At 55.2% G+C, this 22,608-nt stretch carries 19 protein-coding genes; 1 reads left to right on the top strand and 18 read right to left on the bottom strand.

Annotation, left to right across the window (positions count from 1 at the left end; genetic code table 11):
• Window positions 1–13 precede the first annotated feature (13 nt).
• From ACULM0_RS10060 to mfd, 17 genes are all read right to left on the bottom strand, one after another.
• Window positions 14–1,690: an acyl-CoA mutase large subunit family protein gene (locus ACULM0_RS10060; protein ID WP_463677420.1), complete on the bottom strand. Its 1,677-nt coding sequence runs from the start codon at window positions 1,688–1,690 to the stop codon at window positions 14–16.
• A gap of 114 nt (window positions 1,691–1,804) precedes the next feature.
• Window positions 1,805–3,298: an acetyl-CoA hydrolase/transferase family protein gene (locus ACULM0_RS10055; protein WP_463677419.1), complete on the bottom strand. Its 1,494-nt coding sequence runs from the start codon at window positions 3,296–3,298 to the stop codon at window positions 1,805–1,807.
• Between the two features lie 108 nt (window positions 3,299–3,406).
• A complete protein-coding gene (locus tag ACULM0_RS10050; protein WP_463677418.1) occupies window positions 3,407–3,748 on the bottom strand; it encodes a DUF3870 domain-containing protein in 342 nt (113 codons plus the stop codon).
• 35 nt (window positions 3,749–3,783) lie between these two features.
• Window positions 3,784–5,151 carry an aspartate-alanine antiporter-like transporter gene (locus tag ACULM0_RS10045; protein ID WP_463677417.1) on the bottom strand — a complete coding sequence of 456 codons (1,368 nt, stop codon included), beginning with the start codon at window positions 5,149–5,151 and terminating at the stop codon, window positions 3,784–3,786.
• Between the two features lie 200 nt (window positions 5,152–5,351).
• Window positions 5,352–5,747, bottom strand: a complete 396-nt coding sequence (locus ACULM0_RS10040) for a thioesterase family protein (protein ID WP_463677416.1) — start codon at window positions 5,745–5,747, stop codon at window positions 5,352–5,354.
• Window positions 5,748–5,814: 67 nt separating this feature from the next.
• Window positions 5,815–7,884, bottom strand: coding sequence for an ATP-dependent zinc metalloprotease FtsH (gene ftsH / locus ACULM0_RS10035; protein ID WP_463677415.1), 2,070 nt, complete (start codon window positions 7,882–7,884; stop codon window positions 5,815–5,817).
• 75 nt (window positions 7,885–7,959) lie between these two features.
• The gene (gene tilS, locus ACULM0_RS10030; RefSeq protein ID WP_463677414.1) at window positions 7,960–9,297 is read right to left on the bottom strand and encodes a tRNA lysidine(34) synthetase TilS; all 1,338 of its coding nucleotides are present in this window, start codon (window positions 9,295–9,297) and stop codon (window positions 7,960–7,962) included.
• A gap of 49 nt (window positions 9,298–9,346) precedes the next feature.
• Window positions 9,347–10,219 carry a GNAT family N-acetyltransferase gene (locus ACULM0_RS10025; RefSeq protein WP_463677413.1) on the bottom strand — a complete coding sequence of 291 codons (873 nt, stop codon included), beginning with the start codon at window positions 10,217–10,219 and terminating at the stop codon, window positions 9,347–9,349.
• Window positions 10,216–11,136, bottom strand: a complete 921-nt coding sequence (locus ACULM0_RS10020; protein ID WP_463677412.1) for a Ppx/GppA phosphatase family protein — start codon at window positions 11,134–11,136, stop codon at window positions 10,216–10,218. Before ACULM0_RS10020 ends, ACULM0_RS10025 begins: the two co-directional genes overlap by 4 nt.
• A 39-nt stretch (window positions 11,137–11,175) precedes the next feature.
• Window positions 11,176–11,553 carry a S1 RNA-binding domain-containing protein gene (locus tag ACULM0_RS10015; protein WP_463677411.1) on the bottom strand — a complete coding sequence of 126 codons (378 nt, stop codon included), beginning with the start codon at window positions 11,551–11,553 and terminating at the stop codon, window positions 11,176–11,178.
• Between the two features lie 24 nt (window positions 11,554–11,577).
• Window positions 11,578–11,874: an FtsB family cell division protein gene (locus ACULM0_RS10010; protein WP_463677410.1), complete on the bottom strand. Its 297-nt coding sequence runs from the start codon at window positions 11,872–11,874 to the stop codon at window positions 11,578–11,580.
• 18 nt (window positions 11,875–11,892) lie between these two features.
• Window positions 11,893–12,174 carry an RNA-binding S4 domain-containing protein gene (locus ACULM0_RS10005; protein ID WP_463677409.1) on the bottom strand — a complete coding sequence of 94 codons (282 nt, stop codon included), beginning with the start codon at window positions 12,172–12,174 and terminating at the stop codon, window positions 11,893–11,895.
• 50 nt (window positions 12,175–12,224) lie between these two features.
• Entirely contained in the window at window positions 12,225–12,503 is a 279-nt protein-coding gene (locus tag ACULM0_RS10000) for an HU family DNA-binding protein (protein WP_463677408.1), read from the bottom strand.
• Window positions 12,504–12,570: 67 nt separating this feature from the next.
• Entirely contained in the window at window positions 12,571–14,043 is a 1,473-nt protein-coding gene (gene yabN, locus ACULM0_RS09995) for a bifunctional methyltransferase/pyrophosphohydrolase YabN (protein WP_463677407.1), read from the bottom strand.
• Window positions 14,044–14,047: 4 nt separating this feature from the next.
• Window positions 14,048–15,646 (bottom strand): putative polysaccharide biosynthesis protein, encoded by a 1,599-nt coding sequence (locus ACULM0_RS09990; RefSeq protein ID WP_463677406.1) that lies wholly within the window; start codon window positions 15,644–15,646, stop codon window positions 14,048–14,050.
• An 11-nt stretch (window positions 15,647–15,657) separates the two neighbouring features.
• Complete coding sequence (locus ACULM0_RS09985; protein WP_463677405.1) at window positions 15,658–16,692, bottom strand: peptidylprolyl isomerase; 1,035 nt, start codon at window positions 16,690–16,692, stop codon at window positions 15,658–15,660.
• A gap of 15 nt (window positions 16,693–16,707) precedes the next feature.
• Complete coding sequence (mfd, locus tag ACULM0_RS09980; protein ID WP_463677404.1) at window positions 16,708–20,199, bottom strand: transcription-repair coupling factor; 3,492 nt, start codon at window positions 20,197–20,199, stop codon at window positions 16,708–16,710.
• 183 nt (window positions 20,200–20,382) lie between these two features.
• Between mfd and ACULM0_RS09975 the strand changes: the two genes are divergently transcribed.
• A complete protein-coding gene (locus ACULM0_RS09975) occupies window positions 20,383–21,852 on the top strand; it encodes a DDE-type integrase/transposase/recombinase (RefSeq protein ID WP_463677403.1) in 1,470 nt (489 codons plus the stop codon).
• 149 nt (window positions 21,853–22,001) lie between these two features.
• Here the strand turns inward: ACULM0_RS09975 and pth are convergent, their stop codons facing one another.
• Window positions 22,002–22,556, bottom strand: a complete 555-nt coding sequence (pth, locus tag ACULM0_RS09970; protein ID WP_463677402.1) for an aminoacyl-tRNA hydrolase — start codon at window positions 22,554–22,556, stop codon at window positions 22,002–22,004.
• Between the last annotated feature and the right edge of the window lie 52 nt (window positions 22,557–22,608).

Raw genomic sequence — 22,608 nt, 5'->3', positions numbered from 1 at the left:
ATCTTTCTCCCCCTTATAGTTTGACGCTCTGCTGGTACTCACCGAAGACACCGCGCATCACATCGGTAATCTCACCCAGCGTTCCGTAAGCCTTGACTGCTTCGAGGATGAAGGGCATCACGTTCTCATCTCCCTCGCAAGCTGTTTTCAGCGCGACAAGTGCCTTTTCGACGCGTTCGTTATCACGCTTGGCGCGGAGCTCGACGAGTCTACCTTTCTGCATTTCACCGACTGCGGGATCTACTCTCAAGAGACCCGTGGGCGGTTTTTCCTCCACCTGGAATTTATTCATACCGACAACAATCCTGTCGCCCGTTTCCACTTCTTTCTGGTAATCGTAGGCAGCATCCATGATTTCCTGCTGGATGTAGCCAACATCGATCGCCTTCGGTGCGCCACCGAGATCGTCAATGCGCTTGATGTAAGCCATAGCAGCCTCTTCAATCTCTTGTGTTTTCGCTTCAATGAAGTAAGAACCGGCCAGCGGATCGACGGAGTTCGTGACCCCGGATTCGTGCGCTACAATCTGTTGTGTTCTCAGTGCCGTGCGCACGGAATCTTCCGTGGGGAGAGCCAACGCCTCGTCCTTGGAATTCGTGTGCAGGGACTGGGTTCCGCCGAGAACGGCCGCCAGCGTCTGGATGGCCACGCGGACGATGTTATTCTCAGGCTGCTGTGCCGTGAGCGTAGACCCACCGGTCTGCGTGTGGAACTTAAGCATCATGCTCTTCTTGTTCTTCGCGCCAAAACGCTCCTTCATGATCCGTGCCCAGAGGCGACGGGCCGCACGGAACTTGGCCACTTCCTCGAGCAGATCATTGTGCGCGTTAAAGAAGAAGGACAAACGCGGGGCAAAGGTGTCCACATCGAGTCCAGCCTTGACGGCGGCCTCTACGTAGGCAATTCCATCGGCCAGCGTGAAGCCCACTTCCTGGGCTGCCGTGGAACCGGCTTCGCGGATGTGGTAGCCCGAGATACTGATTGTGTTCCAAAGCGGTACTTCCTTCGAACAGTATTCGAAAATGTTCGTGATCAGGCGCATGGATGGCTCGGTCGGGAAGATATACGTTCCGCGGGCGATGTACTCTTTTAAAATATCGTTCTGGATGGTTCCTCGGAGCTTTTCTGCGCTGACGCCCTGCTTCTCGGCTACGGCGATGTACATGGCCAGGAGCACAGAAGCCGGTGCGTTGATCGTCATGGATGTAGAGACCTTGTCAAGCGGGATCCCGTCAAACAGAATCTCCATATCGGCCAGCGAGTCGATGGCCACGCCCACTTTACCCACTTCACCCTCGGCAAGGGCGTGATCGGAATCGTAACCGATCTGCGTCGGTAGGTCAAAGGCTACGCTCAGACCGCTCGAGCCTTGTTCTACCAGGTACTTGTAGCGCTTGTTCGATTCTGCCGCCGTGGCAAAACCCGCGTACATGCGCATCGTCCAAAGACGACCGCGGTACATCGTGGGCTGTACACCTCGTGTGTATGGAAATTGTCCGGGTATACCCAGGTCTTCCATATAATCTTGGTCTTCGATCTCCAGGGGCGTGTACAGTCTCTCCACAGGTTCCCCCGATCCTGTTTTGAAGGTCTCCCGTCTCTCGGGACGCTTCTCGAGCGCTGCCTCCGTCTTCTCGTCAAAAGCCTTTTTAGCTTCGCGAAGTGCTGAAAGTTTCTCCTCTCGGAACATAGTCATCCTCCTTTAGTTTTCTTCACCTGTAGCATACCACACCCTTGATAAAAATGAATCAATAATTGCAAAAGTATACAATTATACTTTAGCAATCATCACTTTTAGCAAGATTTATTTCATTTTACCTACTTTTACGAAGCGATCGTGCCAGGAAAGCGCTTCGTCGAGCAGGTGCGGTTCATGTTTGTGTACATTTTTCTCAAGGGCACGCTCCAGATAATCGGTGAGCATGGAACGGTAATCCGGATGGGCACAGTTGGCGATGATCGCCCGTGCGCGCTCCACTGGATCGAGTCCTCTCAGATCCGCCAGCCCTTGCTCTGTGACCACCACCGCAACATCGTGCTCCGTATGATCCACGTGGCTGACCATGGGGACGATCGATGAGATATCGCCGCCCTTGGCCGTAGAGACGGTGGTGAAGATGGACAGGTAGGCATTTCTAGTGAAATCACCGGAACCGCCCAGTCCGTTCATCATGCGCGTGCCCATGATGTGGGTGCTGTTCACGTGACCGTAGAGATCCACCTCGATGGCCGTGTTCATAGCAATGACACCCAAACGGCGGGCCACTTCTGGGTTGTTGGAGATCTCCATGGGCCGAAGCACGCAGTGCTTCGCATAGTGGTCGATCCCATCCATCAGGCGCACGAGTCCCTCTTCCGAAGGCGTGAAACTGGTTCCCGAGGCCATGGTGACCTTTCCTGCGTCGATCAGATCCAGCATGCAGTCCTGGATGACCTCTGTGTAGCAGGTCAGGTTCTCGAAATCACTGTCCACCAAGCCGGTCATCACCGCATTGGCCACGCTACCCACGCCCGACTGGAGTGGTAGGAGGTTCTCGGGCAACCGTCCCGCCGCCACTTCCTCCTCTAAGAAGGCAATGATATGACGGCTGATGCGCTTGGCATCCTCATCGATGGCACCGAGCGGTCTGACGCGATCGGGTTTATCGGAGAAGACTACAGCGGCCACCTTGTCAAAATCCACCTTCATGTAGGGCGTTCCCACGCGATCGGAAGGATGCGTGATCGGGATGGGCTTTCGGTGCGGTGGGTTCTCGGTCATGTAGATGTCGTGTACGCCCTCGAGGGCCAGGGGTTGCGAGGTGTTGATTTCAATGATCACCTTGTCTGCAAGAGCAATCGCCTGGGGAGCGATCCCCACGGAGGTTGAAGGCACCACGCCTCCCTCCTCGGTGATGGCCACGGCCTCAACGATGGCCACATCGATCTTGCCGAAGAAGCCGTAGTTCATGAACTGCGGAACGTGGCTCAGGTGCATATCCGCGTAGGCGATCGTCCCATCGTTAATACCCTTGCGGCTATCATTGTGCGTCTGGTAGGGGAAGCGTCGTTTCATCACGCCGCTCCTCGCCAGGGCCCCATCGAGGGCATCGCCCACGGAGGCACCGGTGATCAGGGTGATGCCGATTTTCTCACCCTGATCCGCCCTGGCGGCCAGTGCGGCGGGGACTACTTTCGGATCACCGGAGGGCGTGAAGCCACTGGTGGCCACGGTATCTCCATCGTTGATCAGCGCTGCGGCCTCTGCCGCCGTCATCACTTTCTCTTCAAACCGTCGGTCTCTGATGCGATTGGACATGCTCAATTCCTCCTTTATCTCTCAAAAAAAGGAGCCAGCAAGTAGACACGGGAGAAAATCATCCCGCGTGTCCTGCTGACTCCAATCCATCATTTTGCAAGCGAAAGGTTATTTCGCCCCCGTGACGGATCCGTCATGGTCTTCTAGTATGGACTTGTATTTTTCATGGCAGGTTTTCACCGCCGTGATCAGTGCTTTTTTCGCCGAACCATAATAATGCTTGTTAAACAGGCGCTCGATCTCTTCGACATCACCCAGGTTGTGGCCCTTCAGAAGTCGACGGACGAAACTCTTCGCCACGTCCGTCACCAGAGAGCAGTCGGCATCCAAGATCACGCCGCTCTCCCGATCTACGATCAGGCCCACGGCCACGATAGAGTAAAGCTCCGTTGCCGTGATCCCCTGGGGGAGCCGGGCGTAACCGGTCACCAGAATTTCATTTTCGCTCATGAGGTCATCCCTTTCCTTTTGACCATTATATCATATTACATGGGCAGACGGTGCAGGATGATGGTAAAGATGACCATGCCCAGGAGGGCAAATGGGTACGTGGCTCCGTAACCGGCTGCCGGATCATCCGATCCCACGGCATCTACCGCGGCACCCAGGCCGGGGGTACTGGTCATCCCGCCGCAGATGGCTCCAGACAACATGATCCAGTTGATCTTGAAGACGTACCGACCGATGAAGAATCCGACCATCATGGCCACCATGCCAACCACCAGGGCAACTAGGGCCAGGTAAGCTCCGGCGCCCATGAGGGCTTCGAAGACACCGAAACCATATCGAAGACCCACGATGGCCAGGAAGAAGGCGAGGGATACCTGGCGTACCACACCCAGGATCTTGGCGTTCATGCGGAAGTTGATAAAACCGATCTTCCCAACGTATCCGAGGAGGAGCGAGCCGATGAGGACGCCACCCGTGGAGCCGAGGGAAAAGTCCCCGAGTCCTATGAAACTGAGATCTAGCTTGAACTGACCGATGGTATATCCGAAGAGACAGGCCAGCACAAAACCCAGGAGATCAAAATCCACCTCGTCAAAGATCTTCGCCTCATCATCCCTGCGCATATCCGCTTGGTAGAGGGTCATCTCGTGAGCGATATCCATCCCGAAGATCCGGGGGAAGAAGTTCACCGCGATGATAACCACCAAGACGCCGAAGGGGTAACCAATGGCATGGCCGATACCGATACCGGCTTTCGCCGTCTCGACGAAGGCCAGGCTCTGCTCGGCAGAGAGGGTGGGCGTGTTCTCCGGTGTCAGCGTGCCGGTGCTGTCGAGAATCCTGAGCAGTCGCGCTTGATCCGAAGCAGCGGCTCCTTCGTAGGTATGCGTCCACTCCGTGGCATGGGCTTCAGCGGTCTCCAGCGCGGCGGCCAGTCCTGGCGAACTGGTCAGCGCACCGGTGTACACACCGGAGACTTCATAGGGGTTGGCATCTTGGGAGAAGTAGGTCATCCCGTAGGTGGCGGCCGCACCGAGGAGCGTGATGGTGAATCCGAGCAGGACGAACTTAACCCCGTACTTGCGGATGACCAGCCCGATTTCTTTTGAGGCGAGTAGTCCCACAGCGGCTACGAACAGGATCAAGAAAAGGGTGAAGAACACCTTGTTCACCACACCGGCGGCCAACAGGGACTGTGCCGTGCTGTAGGCGGCGTCTCCTTCTACTATGGATTCAGCCTTGGACTGGACGAACCACCCGATCAACAGGCCCGTGAACAAGGCGCCCGAAATGCCGAAGTTGAATTTGCCAAAGCGAATTTTTCCGAAAAGCAGGCCCGTCAGTACAGCTAGAAACATGAGTACATAGGGGTTCATCATCCAACCCATTAGATTAAACGTCACTGTGATCCCTCCTGATTTTGCGCACAAAAAAAAGGGCGCATTGTTGTAGTAGGCTCTATCTCCCCACCAAACCGCGCCCCGTTCACGAAAGAACAGGAGGTTGTCCTATTCCGATGCACGAGCAGGTTTGTTAAGCAATTAACATCTGTGCTCATTATATCGTAAGCATTACAAAAATGAAAGAAGAATCCCCCGAAGATTCAGGCTTTTTTCTTGTCAGCCACACGTTGCATGAACTTTTCTGTCTGAATGACATACCGCCAGTGGTAGCCCTCGCCGATCAGGCCGTCTTCATCATAGGCTTCCACACGGAACTTGAGCTTCTTTCCCGATACTTCTTCGAGGGTCGCCACAGCACGCACTTCCATTCCGAGGGGCGTAGCGGCGAGATGGTCTACCTCGAGGCGAATACCAACGGTGGACAAACCTTGATCGAGCGCCTGCTGGGCCGCCTTGAGCGATGCATTCTCCATGAGTCCGATCATCATCGGTGTGGAAAAAACGTAGAGATCACCACTTCCGAAGGCAGCGGCAGTATCCGATTCCTTTACAATCTGTTTGGACTCATACTGTAGTCCGGGTTCTAATGTTATCACGAAAACACCTCCACTTTTTATTGTAAAGGAAAAACCCGCTGGAAACCAGCGGGTTCTGAAAGTTCTCTTATTCTTTGTTCCTTTCATCTTCAGAAGCCTGTTCCTGCTCGGCTTCCGTTTCCTTTTCCTCTTCAAGGAAATCCTCAGGTCCCACGCGGTGGGGCTCCTGCGGTTCTTCTTGAGAAGCCTCGGCTTCCTCTTGACCGGACTTCTTGGCCTTGAGAAGGGCTTCGTAGGCCAGTTTCTCCGCTTCCTCTCGTTCGCGGACACGCTGACGTTCTTGCTCTTTTTTCTCGCGACCTTCTTCTACCATGACCTTAAGGGCCTCGAGTCCTTCCGAAACCGCGGTCTCGAACTCTTCGCCGCTGATGGTTTCGTACTCGAGCAGGGCCTTGGCCACCACATGCAGCTTCTCGATGTTCTCTTCCAGAAGCTCGTTGGCCTTGTTGAAGGCATCATCAACGGTCCGTCGAATCTCGATATCAATCTCCGACGCAACCTGCTCGGAATAGTTCCTCCGGGTGGTCATATCCTTGCCCAGGAAGACTTCTTCCCCGTTTTCGTAACTCATGGAGCTCAGGTTGTCGCTCATGGCGTACTGCGTGATCATCGCACGTGCGATTTGTGTCACACGGCTCAGGTCATTCTGTGCACCGGTACTGATATCCTTGAGCACCAGTTTCTCCGCCACGCGTCCACCGAGTAGGATCACAAGATCCTGTTCCATCTTGGACTTGGTGATGAAGCTACGGTCCTCACGGGGCAGCTGCATGGTGAATCCTCCGGCGCGACCGCGCGGGATGATGGTCACCTGGTGCACCGGATCGGTATCCGGTAAAAGGTGGGCGAGAAGAGCGTGCCCAGCCTCGTGGTAAGCCGTCAGACGGCGTTCCTTGTCGCTCACGACGCGAGATTTCTTCTCGACACCGGCGATGACTTTCGTCGTGGCCTCTTTGATCGTATCCATGTGGATGGCCCGATCGTTGATGCGTGCCGACAAAAGGGCCGCCTCGTTGAGCACATTCTCCAGATCCGCGGGTGTGAACCCGGGGGTACTCTTGGCGATCACTTCAAAATCGACATCCTTGCCGATCGGCTTATTCCTCGAGTGGATCTTCAAGATCGCCTCACGTTCGCGTACGTCGGGGATGCCAACGCTGACCTCACGGTCGAATCGACCGGGTCTGAGGAGGGCCGGGTCAAGAATGTCCGGACGGTTGGTCGCCGCGATCAGAATGATTCCCTCGGCTTCACCGAAGCCATCCATTTCGACGAGCAATTGATTGAGCGTTTGCTCCCGCTCATCGTGACCGCCACCGAGACCGGCACCACGCTTTCTGCCCACAGCATCGATTTCATCGATAAAAACGATACAGGGGGCGTTCTTTTTGGCCGTTTCGAAGAGGTCGCGCACGCGGCTGGCGCCGACACCCACGAACATCTCTACGAAATCCGAACCACTGATGCTGAAGAAAGGCACACCGGCCTCACCGGCTACCGCTTTCGACAGGTAGGTTTTACCCGTTCCGGGAGGGCCCACCATGAGGATACCCTTTGGAATCCGGGCACCGAGATCCAGGTACTTCTTCGGGTACTTCAAGAAGTCCACGATCTCGTACATCTCTTCTTTTTCTTCTTTCAGGCCCGCTACCTCAGCGAAGGTAATCCGTCGTCCTTCGTCGGGCTTATGCAGGCGCGCCTTGGATTTTCCAAAGCTCATCACCTTGGATCCGCCACCTTGGGAGTTCTGCATGAAGATGAACCAGAACACCACGAGGGCCAGGACCAAGAGGATGAAGGGTAGTAAGTCGACGAACCACGGGGTTTGCACCGGAGGTAAACCTTCCAACTCACCGATTTTCCCCTCGCCGATCAACGTCAGGAGCCTCTCCCCAATAGGGCGCTCCATCAACTGGGGCACATAGGTTTCGAAACGCGTGCCATCTTGCAGGCGTCCCGCCACTTGATTTCCTTCGATCATCACTTCAGATACTTCACCCTCCGAAAGAGCGGCGGTGAACTGGACAACGTCAAGCGTCGCAATATCCTGCGGCGCTTCGCTGTAGAAGCGAACGATCAGAAGGATTACGATGAAGATCGCGACGTAAAACGCCGCTCCCTTAAAAAACTTTCTCATACCGACCTCCTAAGATCTATCTAGCTAGCGAGCTGTATGCATTTTTTCCGTTCTATCATGATACCATATCGGTCTTTATTCAACAAGACGTTTCACCTCGATACGAAACACACGCTCCGTCGAGGATGTCACCTTGAAGCGGTCGTCTATCCTATACCCCACGACCCAAAGAATATGTAAGGAATCGCAAAGGAGCAAAATCTCGTCCCGCTCCTCGCGCGGGACCTTTTCATCGATGAAAAAGTCCTTGATTTTTTTCTCTCCGCTCATGCCCAGGGGAACAAATCGATCGCCAGGGCGCCGGGTCCTGAGCACCAGCTCGCCCGTCACCCGATCGGCATCGAAAAAGGCCTCCTGGGGGTGGGCGGGCGATAAATCGGGCACCCCATCGAGGATCTCCACCACCAGGTGAGGATTCCCGGCGGAAGCAGGCTTATGCTCACCGGCCCTATGGATGTCCAGGCCCTTCTGCGTCACACGGTAGGCGACACCCCCGACCTCTAGCTTCCGTCCGGCCTGGCTCTCATCGAAGAGCGACCGGATGGCGAGCACATGGGCGTGGCTGAGATCATGCACATGGCCCGCCACGCGAGCGTGCAGGTGACGGATCCAGTACTGCCTGACGATGTCGGGCTCTTTGGCATAGGCCGAACGATCGAGGGTGTAGCCCCTTTCGTCGACGACGGCCGCTTGGTCCGTCAGCTCACGGACCAGCGATCGGAAGTAGGCCGCCTCTTCCGATAGCATGGCCGTCGTGCGGCCGATAATCTGTCGGTAGGCGGGGCTGATCTGCTCGATCACCGGTAGAAGCTCATGACGTAGGGCGTTTCTGCGATAAGCGGTGTCCGCATTGGTCTCATCCACGCGGTAGGGAAGCTCCTCTTCTGCCAAGTAGCCCAGGATTTCCTCGCGGGAGCGTTCCAACAGCGGTCGTCGATAGGGTCCGCGGACCGCCGGGATCCCCGTGAGCCCACCGGGGCCAGCGCCCCGCAGTAGGTGGGAAAAAAAGGTCTCCACACTATCATCGAGATGGTGCCCTGTGGCCACTAGGTTATACCCCTTGTCTGCCAACAGGTCTTCGAAGATCTCATAGCGCACGCGTCGACCGACGAGCTCGAAGCTTTCACCCGATGCTTCGACGAGCGCCGGTACATCCACGTGGTATGCATGATGCCTCACCTGCCACTTCTCGGCCACCTGTCTACAGAAGGCGGCGTCGGCGTCGGCGGCCGCACCCCGCAGGCCATGGTGGATGTGCACGCTACCCAGACTGAACTCCATCTCTTCAGAGAGCCGACTGAGTATGTGCAGGAGGGCCACGGAATCGGGTCCGCCGGAAAAAGCCACCAGCAGGCGATCACCGCTCGCGATCATCGCCTGTTCCTCGATGAATGCTCTGACCTTTTCCAGCATATCCCGCCACTCCTTTCGCACAGTTTACCATACAATCGTGAACGGACTTTTAACGCAGTGAGAACTTTTCTCCGCTACCATATCGAAAGACAAAGGTATCCACCCGCTGATCGTCAAAAGTGATGGCGATCTTTCCACCGAGCAGGGCGGCCGTGCTCTCTTCCTCTTCCCCGTTCATCATGATGAGGTATCTGGCCCCCTGGTTTGCGGCCATCTGCAGCGCGTCTTGCACAAGTTCCACCGTCTGCTCTAGGCCAGTGGGCTCGAGTATCTTCAGGGTGATGGACCCGTCCTTGGCGTGACATGTGGTCAAGAGCACATGGATGCCCGCCTCCGTCCGGAAAACTTCACCACGATCGATTAAAAGCTCCAAGAGTTCGGGCGTCGCCCTCCGGAAGGTCCAGTCGAAAGACAGGTAGCCGTCCTTCTCCCTTCGCAGATCGGCGATCCACCTGTCGACCCTTGCAGGCTCAACAGATTCCACAGCTTGCCAAGGGACAGGGGCCCCTGCCACCTTATCGATGGCCAGCTCTAGGTATTTGAAACGAGCCACAACGCCGAAACCCATCGAACCGATCAAGCCCAGTGATTCCGTGGAATCAATGTAGGTGGCCAGTTCAATCCGCTCGGGCGATGAAGCCAGGGCCATCTCCAGCTGGTGCTCTCCCAAAACGCGGGCGATCCCCCGCCCACGGTAATCGCGGTGGACGCGAATCCCCTCGAGCCAGACCAAACCGGGCTCAAGGTGGTTGTTCCGCGTGACGGCTACCAGGTGGCCGTCCAGCTCGTATCCGATAAAGGCGGAGTCAGGGTCGTCAATCCATTTCGCCGCTACCGCGGGCAGGTAATCCGTATCCTCCCAGATTCCCGTGGAAATCTCGCGGATGTCGGCAAGGTCCCGGTGTTCCACCCTGCGGATCACGGAGTCTCTCCTTTTGGCAGCAGTCGATTCAATATATACCCTTCCAAGTTATCGTAATCACTGAGCACCAGTTCGGAGACGCCCACTTTCGTCAATAGGTAGTGGAGGATCAGCCCCCCGGCCGGCATGATATCGGCACGTTTTCTCTCGAGGCCCGGCAGGGCGTACCGTTCGGCGAGGGACGCATCGGCTAGATTGCGCGCGATCCGCCCCACTCTCTCCGCGGGTAGCCTCAAGCCGTGAATCACCTGGGCATCGTAGACCGTCATGGCCTGGTCGATGGCCCCCATGGTGGTGGCCGTCCCTCCGATTCCCACGACCGTGTCGATGGTCTGGTCGGATAGCTCGTCCAAGATGTCGGCAAAGGCTGCGTCGAGGTGTTGGCCGAGCGCCTGCTCGTCGAGGTGTTCGTCGCGCCCGTAGAGGTCCGTCATGCGCACGGCGCCCACGTTGATGGAGACCGTGTGTTCGGGCTCAGGGCCCGACCCTAAGATCAGTTCCGTGCTCCCGCCACCGATATCGATGACCAGTGTCCTCCCGGGTGCAAAAAGGCCCCCGACCACACCGGCGTAACCGTAGGCGGCCTCCTCCTCACCGGTCAGCACATCAATTTCCACGCCAAAACGCTCCCGCGCGCCCTCGAGAAAAAGTTCTCGATTCTCGGCATCGCGGACGGCGCTGGTGGCCATGATACCGAAGACCTCGGTTTCCGTCGCCTCCAGCCGCTTCAGATAAGTGGCGATGGCATCGAGGGTCGCCTGTACTCGGGACGGGTCGAGTATACCCGTGGCATCGACGCCCTTGCCGATGCGCGTCATTTCCAGCGTCTTCTGCCTTTTCGTGAAATGTCCGTCTTCCACCGTTGCCAATAGCAACCGCACGGAGTTGGTCCCCACATCTACACTGCCGATCTTCACGTTTTCACTCCTTTAAAAAAAACCGGGAAGACTCCCGGTCTACTTCTTATAATCGAAACGCTTCCGTGCTTTTTGAGGCTTTTTGAACGGCTTCAGCTTATCGCTGGAGTTAGAGAGAAAATCGGACATCATGTCCTCAAAATTCTCCTCGCGCCTTTTTGATTGGATGCGTCGTTTCTCGTCATCCGGCAGGGCTTTCTTCATGGACAGGCTGATCTTATCCCCATCGATGCTGATGACCTTGACGTCGACCTCTTGGCCTTCTTCAATGTAGTTCTTGATGTCCTTCACGTAATCGTGGGAAACTTCTGAGATGTGGCACAGGCCGGTTTTCCCATCCGGCAATTTGATGAACGCCCCGAAATCTTTGATCCCAGTGACCGTACCCTTTACAATTTTCCCCAAGTAATCTGACATAACTAAAAGATATCCTCCTTAAACCTATTCCTGGTCCTTGATGATGTAGATGATCTCATTGGGTTTGACCATCTTGAGTTTTTCCCGAGCGACTTTCTCAATATGCTCCTCGGTGTTCACCGAATCGTATTCGGTTTGCAGCCGGTCCACCTCGCGGTGAAGGGTCCTGATGCTTTCGATCTGCCGAGCCTGTTCTTCCTCCAGTTGCCTAGCGACGCGCAACTGGTTGATGTAAGCGGAGGTGCCCACCACGAAAATGACCAGTAAAATGAACAGCGTCATTCGGTAACGCCTGATCCATCGCCATTTATTCTTCGTCATGTTCACATCCACCTCCTGTTACCTTCCGTCGAAGAGACGATCACCCTGGACTTTCTCTTCTCCGATGATCTCGTAGAGGTCGTCGGCATCCTTCTTGGTGACGTGCTCGCTGAGCCCCTTCACCCTCACCCGTACGATCCGGCTGGCAAAGCGAACTTCGATCTCATCACCCACCGCTACCGTTGTACCGGGTTTCGCCTCGCTACCGTTCACGTACACGCGTCCGGTTTCACAGGCTTCCTTCGCCACGGTCCGTCTCTTGATCAGCCTGGAGTTTTTTAAAAATTTATCGATCCGCAATAGACATCCCCCTCGGTTCCATATAGAAAAAAGCAGCTAAGCTGCTTTTCTTACTTGTTCACCGTTTCTTTTAGGGCTTTACCAGCTTTGAAAACCGGTGCTTTTGAAGCAGGAATTTTGATGGTTTCTTCAGGGTTTCTAGGATTGCGACCTTCGCGAGCTTTTCTAGGCTTCACGCTGAAAGTTCCGAAACCAACGAGCTGTACTTTGTCTTCTTTGATGAGCGCATCTTCTACGCTTTCGATAAACGCGTTGAGTGCCACCTCAGAATCCTTCTTCGTTAATCCTGACTTTTCTGACATGCTTGCTACTAATTCAGCTTTATTCACGAAAAAACCTCCTCGTCCGTAGACTGCTGTATACTACCTATAGTTTACCCTAGTGATTCCTTATTTTTCAAGCCTTTTTTTCCGTTTGAACGGCTAAATCATGCGATTTCTTCGACTTTTCCCATAATATTTCCATTTCCTCGATGGAAAGTGCCCCGAGGTCTTCTCCTGCGTCTGTGGCGGCCCTCTCCATCTGCGTGAATCGGCCGAGGAACTTATCCGTGGCATGCCTGAGGGCAATCTCCGGACGCACGCCGTAATGCCTGGCCAGGTTCACCACAGAGAAGAGCAGGTCACCCACTTCATCCATTCGCTCCGCTTCATTGGTCGCCAGGGCACACTCCCTTAGTTCCTCGTGTACCTTCTCGACAACCCCCTCGATCAGGGGCCAGTCGAAACCGACACCGGCCGCCTTCTTTTGGATCTTGTAGGCGCGCATGAGCGCTGGCATCCCCGCCGGGATCCGGGCCATGGCCTCGTGGAGATGGTTCTCTTCCTTTTCTTTCTTCTTGATGGCTTCCCAGTTCTCGAGCACCTGGTCTGAACCAGACACCCTCAGGTCGTCGAAAACATGGGGATGGCGGTGGATCAGTTTCTTTGTGATCCCATCCGTCACATCGCGGATATCGAAGAAGCCATCCTCCGCCGCGATGGTCGCGTGGAAGATGACCTGCAAAAGCAGATCGCCCAGTTCCTCAGCCATCTCATCGGGGTCTTGCTTCTCGATGGCATCGAGCACCTCGTAGGTCTCCTCGATCAAGTAGGGCGCGAGAGACTCGTGGGTCTGCTCCATATCCCAGGGACAACCACCGGGACCGCGTAGGCGTCGCATGACGCGCACCAGATCGAAGAAGCCCTCTCGCTTCTTCTCCTTGGCCGCCGGTACGAAGAGCGAGGTCAAGTGATCAATCAGCTCACCGCGTCGATCGAGTTCATAGAGCGGCACGCGTTCGATACGTTCCTGACCGCGGATCCCCGCCCCACGGATGATCATCACGGGATGATCGTCATCATAGTAATCCATGAGGGCCAACTTTACACGCGAGGCGATACGGTCGTCGTAAACCTGGATGATCAGGTGGTTGTGCTCTGGGATGATCTGTCGGTCCTCGATGGTGAAGGCATCTAGAATCGACAGTCCGTCCACGGGGTCCTCACCGGTGGCGGTCACGATGGCATCGATAAAACTGGCCCCGTAGAGAATCTCCACCGGTATGTCCCTCTCTTTGGCCATGGCCATGGCCAGTGCCACGGATTTTTCGGCCACGAAGGGGTTCCCCGGAACAGCGTAGATCACATCCTGGTCCGCCAGTCGCGCGATGAGGTCCTCGGCGATGGCCGCGTAGACGGCATCGAAATCCGTTGCCGCCTCGTAAAAGGTATCATAGGTTTCAAACACCGCCCCTTCTTCCTCTAGAAAATCCACCACCGGATGTTTGCGCGTCCTGAGAAGAATCTGTTCTCCGGAGGTCAAGAGTCGATAGGCCTTGAGCGTGAGGAAATCCGGATCGCCGGGGCCCAGCCCGATTATGGTCAACATAGGATCATCCGCTCCTTTTGAAAGGTTCCGATAGGCGTTTGAGCTTCTGTCCGCCGGGCAGAAGTTCGTAGTCGTAGTCTGTCAGGGTGTTGGTGATCACGATCATGATGAAATACGCCAGGATTCCGGCGCCGATGGCAGCCACAGCCGCCATGTTGTTCCCGAATCGGAACATGGCAGAGAAGACGAGCCGTACCACGACGACCATCACCGCCACATCCAGGATGGGTTTGACGAATACATCGCGCTTGTTCACCGTCGCTCCCGATAGTTTCATCACATAGCGGTAGTTGAGCGTAGCCGCCACGGCAAAAGCCACCACCGTAGAGAACGCCGCGCCCAGGATGTTGATGCTCGGGATCCCCACCAGCACATAGGTGAGAGCGACCTTTACCAGGGCACCGATGAACAGGTGCTTGGCCGGCATCTTCTGGTGGCCTAGCCCCTGCAGGATCCCCGTGGTCACCTGAAAGAGAGACAGGAAGATCACACCGTTGCCCAGGATGCGCAGGATGTTCCCCGTGCTCTCCGCCAGATCGAGCTGCATAGGATAGAGCAGGCGCATGATGGGCTCGGCCAAGGTGACCATACCCATGGCCGCCGGCAATCCGATGATCAGGGCCATGCGCAGGCCCGTCTCCACCGTGCGCTCCAGATCATCCGACTGTTTCGTGACGGCTAGGGAGGCGACGGCGGGAACGATGCTGATCTGCACGGCTGCGGTGACCACCTGGGGTAAGTTCACCAGCGTGGCAGCATAGCCGCCCAGTTGTCCGTAGAGGTCACTGGCCACAGCACCCATGCCGATGGCATGCAGGCGCCGCATGACGATCCCCAGGTCGATCAGCGTCATGGCCGGAAGCACGCTGGCGCCTATGGTGATGGGGATCGCGATGGCCAACACCTCTCTCAGGATCTCCTTGACCGAGAGTTCCCTATGGTTTCCCACGTGGGGGGTGGTGTCCGCCTTTTTCACGTGCCGGTACATGGGGTAGATGGCGAGAAAACCCGCCAGTCCTCCGGCGGTGGCGCCAAAGGTCGCACCCGCCGCCGCGAACTCAACACCGCGGGGAAGCAGGTAGAGCGCTAGGCTGAGACCTAAGATCACGCGCATGATCTGCTCGGCGATCTGGCTCAAGGCATAGGGGCGCATCTGCTGCAGACCCTGGAAGTATCCACGGTACACGCTCATTACCGATACGAAGAAAATCGCCGGCGCGATGGCGCGCATAGAGTAAATGGCCGGCTGGTTCTTCACCGCGTTCACGATAAAAGAAGAACCGAAGAAGAGAGCGACACTGGCCACAAGGCCGATGCTCCCCATGAGGGCCAGCGTGACCTTGAAGGTCCTGTCGATCCCCTTTTCATCACCGATGGCCCGCTTTTCCGAGATGATCTTGGCGATAGCCGTCGGTACGCCCGCCGTAGAGATGACGAGCAACCAGTTGTAGATGGGATAGGCGCTGACATAGTAGCTCATGCCCCGATCTCCTATGAAGTTCCCCAGGGGAATCTTGAAGATGGCACCCAAGATCTTGATCAGGATCCCGGCGGCTCCCAGGAGCACGGCTCCCTTGAGGAAGTTCTGTTTTTTATGAGACATGTCCACCCGTCCTATTCTTCGGTTTCTTCTTCAGTCGCTTCCACTTGTGTTTTGATGAGTTCATTGATCATCTCTTCATCACGATCGATCTCTGCAGATGCATACATCTCATCGAACAGTCTCTCCCGCTCTTCCTTGTAGATCACGGACACAAGGTGCTCCTTGTAGGCGTTGATCTCGTCTTCCTCAGCACCCCCGTCGATCACGTTGTTCACCGTCTGTTTGTCCTCGACCCGGATGATGTGATAGCCGAATTTTGACGCGATGGGCTTGCTCATTTCGCCGATCTCCATGCCGAAGGCGGCCTCTTCGAACTCAGACACCATCATGCCGCGCGGGAAGTAACCGAGGTCGCCGCCGTTCGATTTCGAACCCGGATCCATCGACACTTCCATGGCCAGATCCGAGAAGTCTTCTCCTGCGACCAGACGATCGTAGGCCTCCGTTGCCGCTTCCTCTGTTTCCACGAGAATGTGGCGGGCACGCACCTGGACCACATAGTCCTCGAAATACTCCTCGAGCACCGCCTCGTCGTTACGGATCTTCTCTTTCAAGTGCTCATCAAAATGGACCATGGTCAGCTGATTGGCAATCTCATTCTTGATGAAGCTTTCATCGATACCGGCCTTTTCATAGAAGCTGGCCAGCTCTTGGTCTTCCTCGGTATTCTCTTGGAAGGCTTCGTATCGCTCCTGCAGCTCTTCTTCCGAAACTTCAAAGTTGTGCTCTTCCATGTGGGTGAGGGCCAATCGTTCTTCGATCATCGTTTCGATCAGGCGACGTTTCACCGATTCATCGAGAGGCACACCGTCTATGTCTTCCTCCCACACTTCTTCACCGTAGAGCTCGTTGTAGCTGTTCTCGATCAGCGCAAAGTTCTTTTCGAATCGCTCCTTGGTGATGGCCTTACCATCCACGCGGACGATAGCCGTTCCCTCTTCGCTACCTTCGGGTTGTTCGCCCGATGTCGGGGCTTCTGAGGTACTACAGGCCGCCAGTACGAACACCAGCGTAGCGAGCATCAGGGTCTGTAAAAAACGTTTCATTCGTCACACTCCTCTTTATTCTGAAAGGTTATTCTCGCGGTCTACTTCTTCTCCAAAGGCCAAGATCGTCTTTGTGAAGGTCAGGATCTCCGATGGGTCTTTCGGTGGATAACGCTTGAGCTGGTATTTCATCTGGGCTTGGCCCACAGCGGTGAAGCGGAATCGTTCACCGTAGCGCGCCATCGCACCGGCGATGATCGCCGGGTGCAGATCGGGCTCCGCATGGAAGGCGATCACGAGATCGCGTCCCTTTACCGTCACCCGTTCGGCGCTGATCCGGTTGAAAAGCGCCTTGAGGTGAGCGATACTCACCAAGTTGACCACGGCATCGGGTGGATCGCCGAAGCGATCGATCAGTTCCGCCAGCATCTCATCGGCGTCTCGATCCGTTTCAATCGCGGCGATGCGCTTGTACATCTCGAGTTTAATGCTCTCGTTTGTCGTGTAGGTGTCCGGCAAGTAGGCGTCCAGTGGTAAATCCACCTTGGTCTCCAGCCGGCGCTGCACTTTCTCCCCCTTGATCTCGGCCACGGCCTCTTCTAGCATTTTAACATAGAGATCGTAGCCGATGGCGGTCATGTGCCCGCTCTGCTCTTGGCCGAGCAGGTTACCGGCACCGCGGATCTCAAGATCACGCATGGCGATCTTGAAGCCGCTGCCGAGTTCGGTGAACTCCTTGATGGCACCGAGGCGTTTCTCCGCCACTTCTGTCAGGAGGTGCTCGCGCGGGTAGGTGATGTAGGCGTAGGCCATACGGTTCGATCGACCCACGCGGCCGCGGAGCTGGTAGAGCTGGCTGAGTCCGAAGCGGTGTCCCTCGTCGATGATAATGGTGTTCACATTCGAGATATCGAGACCCGTCTCGATGATCGTGGTGCAGACGAGAACGTCAAAGGATTTCTCCAGGAAGGCCATCATCACGTGCTCGAGCTTGTGCTCGTTCATCTGCCCGTGGGCGTAGCGCACCTTGGCATCAGGTACCAGGGCCTGGATCTTGGCCGTCACCCGGTCGATATCGCTCACCCGGTTGTGGACGAAGAACACCTGACCACCCCGATCGATCTCCCGTTCGATGGCTTCGCGCAGGAGGACTTCATCGTAGGCGATGACGTAGGTCTGGATCGGGTAACGATCTTCCGGTGGATCCTCGATCAAGCTCATATCTCGGATGCCGATCAACGACATATGCAGGGTACGCGGGATGGGTGTCGCCGTCAGGGTCAAGACGTCGACATCCGTGCGCATCTGTTTGATCCGCTCTTTGTCGCGGACCCCGAAGCGCTGCTCTTCGTCTACGACGAGCAGGCCGAGATCTTTAAACTTCACGTCTTTCGATAAGAGCCGGTGGGTGCCCACCACTACGTCGACCAGACCTTTTCGCACATCGTCGAGCACCTTCTTTTGCTCGGACGGCGTCTTGAAGCGGCTGAGCACCTCCACCCTGGCGGGAAAACTCGAGAACCGTTCCTGGAGGGTCATGTAGTGCTGTTGGGCCAGGATGGTCGTCGGGACCAAAAAGGCCACCTGCTTGGAATCGAGCACGGCTTTGAAGATGGCGCGGATCGCCACCTCCGTTTTACCGTACCCCACGTCCCCGCAGAGCAGACGGTCCATCGGCCGGGCCTTTTCCATATCGCTTTTGATCTCACCCAGACACTTGAGCTGGTCCGGGGTCTCTTCGTAAGGGAAGAGATCTTCAAACTGCCCTTGCCAGGGACCATCGGCGGTATAGGCGAATCCTGACTTTTTTTCGCGCTCAGCATAAAGGGTCAAGAGCTCATCGGTCATATCCTCGATGGCCTTCCTGACCTTGGCCTTGGCCTTCTGCCACTCGCGCCCGCCCAGTTTGTTCAACTTGACACGGCCGCTTTCTTCACCGATGTACTTCTGGATGAGGTCCAGGTTCTCCACGGGAATATAGAGGTATCCCTCATCCCTGTACTCGATCTTCACATAGTCCCGCTGGGTCTTGTCCACGGTGAGCTGCGTCACACCGACGTAGCGACCGATCCCCTGGTGTTCGTGGACCACGAGGTCTCCGACCTCGAGCTCCGAATAATGGCGGATGTAACCGGCCTTCTTGGTTTTTGTCGGTCTTTTTTCCTTGTGTTGGCCGAAAAGTTCCCGGTCGGTGAGCACGAGTAGCTTGACCGTGTTCATCAGATAACCGCGGGGTTGGTCCTCTCGGTAGAGCACAATCTCGCCGGGCGATACAGAGAGACCTGAACCCGCGTCCACGCGGGTGGAAAGATCGTAATCGGTCAGGAGCATCGCGGATAGACGCTGCATTTTTTCCTCGGAATCGAGACAAAGGATCACGCGGTAACCGCGCTTCTTATAATGGGCCAGATCTGCGGCGAGGGCCTCCATCTTACCGAAGTAAAGGGGTGCCTCTTGGGTCTTGAAACCAATCACCCGATCGAAACGGTGGCCGCTCACATCCTTGAGGATCCGGTCAACGAAAAGTCGTTGGTAAGACCCGATACGCTCGTAAACGGCCAGCTCATCTTCATAGAGACCGAACTGGGCCGGCAACACTTCCCCGCGTTCCAAATAATCGGTGAAACGGTGCTCAAAGTCCCGGAGAATGGCCGTCAGCTTCTCCATCTGACGGTTGTAATCCTTCAGGACCAGTAGCGGGTCGGCCAGGTAGGTGAGGGGTGATGTGGTCAGGTGTTCAAATAGGGGCAGGTAGGTATCCAGCTCCTCCTCGATTAGACCCGATGCCACATCGGCGCGCACGGCTTCGAGTTTCTCCTCGAGCCGTTCCACAGCGCTGACCTCTTTTTTCGCAGCCTCGAGCCGTTCTAGAAAGCCTTCCGCTTCCGCGGGCGGGAGGAGGACCTCTCGGCCCGGAGTGATCGTAATCGCACCGACGCTCTCTGTGGAAATCTGACTGTCCACATCAAAGCGTCGGATCCCATCTACTTCGTCACCGAAAAACTCGATGCGGTAGCCCGAATCGGCCGTCGGTGAGTAAAGGTCCACAATACCACCGCGGATGGCAAATTCTCCGGAAAAGGCAACGAGATCGGTTTCTCGGTAGCCCATCAGCAGCAGTTGCTCCCTCAGCTCATCGAGATCATATTGATCCGCCAGGGTGAGGGTCATGCGCATCTCACCGTAAAGGGCAGCGGGCAGCATCTTGGTTGCCAGCGACTCGATGGAGAGCACGAGCATTTTCCGTCCGGGAGCGATCAGACCGTCGATCGCCTTCAGCCGTTCGATCTCCTGGTGGTGTGAATGGGCGATCGCTTTGAAAAAGACGATCTCTTTCTTGGGTAGGTAGAGCACAGGGACGCCCGCATGGTGGAGAGCACCCCTGAGTTCTTTGGCTTCTGACTCGGTGGACGTGATGATGGCCACGTCTCGCGTCACATCGCCTGCCAACCCCTCGATCACGTGGGCGAGTGCTTCGTCGGTAAGTCCATGTACGAAGATCGATTCATCGCGCGTCCCCACGGCTTCTTTCAGTTGTTTGTACTCAGTGGCTTCACCGAAGAACATCCCGATCCCTCCCTTATCTCTTTCTTAGTGTCAAACGAATACTGTATAAACCAATGCATAAGCACTGGAATTGCTGCAATCTATAATTCAAGAGGCTTCCCTCCCCATTTTAGGTTTCAATACTCCCCAAAATGTGTAGGTGATTAATATCCGACTACCAAGCACCCGAAAGGAGTTGGCCTCTTGAATACGAATTTGGTGACCACGCTACTTTTTATGCTTTGTGCGCAGTCTTCAGTCATTGAGATCCTCATGATTCTCAACTTTGCGATCAATTACAAGAATGCTAAACCTGAAGGTCCATTGAGCCTTAGGTACCAGCAGTTCCAAATCGATCAACCTCCGCTTATTGAAAAGATCGATTACACGAGCTACCACAAGCGGATCAACGACTATTTCCTCGCTACAGGAAAGAAAATCCGTCCTGTTCAGCGTCGAGGTGGTGCGAAGGTCCCGAGTCACGTGAAATGCCCGTACTGCAAGGCGCCTCATAAATATCTTTACCGGAACAACGGAAACAAGGGAAATCAATACCGATGTAAAGTCTGTCATCACAACTTCAACATCATGACCGACCGTGATCGAAAGCCTTTCACCCTAAGATGTCCCCACTGCGCTAAACCGCTAGATAGAATTAAGGAGCGTGACAACTTCAATGTGTACAAATGCAGAAATGATCAGTGCTCTTTTTATCTCAACAATCTTGCGGCCATGTCGGATGCAGACCGCGATCGTTTCGAATGCTATCCCACGCTTTTCAAGGTTCGGTATATCCACCGTGTTTTCAACGGCAACTTTAAGGAACTCTCACGTGAATCGATTGATCTTCCGAAGGTTGATCTCTCGCGCATTCACGCACCACACTATATCCTTGGACTCATTTTGAGCTACCGGATCAACTATGGCCTTACTGCTAGGAAAGTCTCGCAAATCATGCGCGAGGTCCATTGTTACAAGGTTTCTGCCCAAACTGTCCTCAACTACTGCGAGGCTGCAGGCTACATCGTAAAACCCTTTTTGGATACCTACGACTATGACTTGTCCGGTTCCTATGCAGGCGATGAAACCTATATCAAGATCAGGGGTAAGCATGCCTACATCTTTTATTTCATCGACACCGTCAAGAAGATACTGCTCTCGTATTATGTCTCAGAAAGACGAACGTCTACTTGTGCCATGAAGGCACTTGCCTACGTGAGAGAAAAGCTATCTCCCTATGATGGTAAGCCTACTTTCATCACCGATGGAAATCCCATCTACAAGCTGGCTCAATACTTCTACGCAGAGCCCGAAAAGAACGGTGGGACGCCGGAAGATAAGTTTGAGTTCGATCTGGTCACGGTCTATGGGCTCACAAATGATGATCCGATTTCAACGGAGTACAGACCGCTCAAGCAAATCATCGAACGTTTGAACAGAACCTTTCGGGCTTCTTATCGATTGACCAATGGCTACCATGCTTATCACGGATCCGTTAGCCATGTGAACCTGTTTGCCGTTCACTTCAACTTTCTCAGAACCCACAGAAGCCTGGGGAACAAGGTGCCCGTTCCGATTACAGAGATTGAAAAGCAGAAAGACATGCCCAACAAATGGGTGAAATTACTCCACCTTTCGCAAGAAAAAATCCTGGAGCTCCAAAGGGTAGCTTGACCCTGTCGAAGTTGATAGCTACTACCAGCGGTAGCGCACTACCGCTACTTCTTGTGCTCAAATTTCTCGTCCGTTGCCTTTTCCCATAGCTGTCGGGAGGCCTCGAGCCGACCTATGGTTTTCATAGATCTTTAGACACTACCATCTCTTTATCCGTTGAAACGGTTCATGGCCAGATCGACGCCATCCTCGATCAGGACGGGCACGGCTTCCGTCGCGCGTTTCGCTGCATCTTCTACCTCGGCCCACTCGTCGCTCGCGAAGCGTCCGAGTACATAAGCCGCGATATCATAGGTAGGTGCACCGATGCCGATGCGCATTCTCGGAAAGTCATCGGCCTTCAGCTGGTAGATGATACTTTTCATGCCATTGTGGGAACCCGCGCTACCCTTCTTTCGAATGCGGAGGCTCCCCACCGGTGTATCCACGTCATCGTAGACCACCACTAGGTTCTCGAGGGGAAGATCAAAGTAGGAGACAAAGTCGCGTACGCACTCCCCGCTGAGGTTCATATAGGTCTGCGGTTTTAAAAGGATCACTTTCTCTCCCGCGATGCGTCCCTCACCGTAGAGACCTTTGAACTTGAGTTTTTTGAGTTCGATCCCGTGAAGCTTGGCAAGGTAATCCACTACCTCGAAACCGATGTTGTGACGGGTGCCGTCGTATTTTTTGCCCGGATTTCCCAGGCCCACGATGATAAACATAGTTCCTCCTTATCGCGCCGAAGGGGCCTGAGAATGCTCCCAGGCCCCGCGT

The organism is Halotolerantifilum yawarlongkerapense (assembly GCF_054506745.1).
Note: the sequence above shows the minus strand (reverse complement) of the source record. Positions and strands in the feature narration are given on the sequence as shown.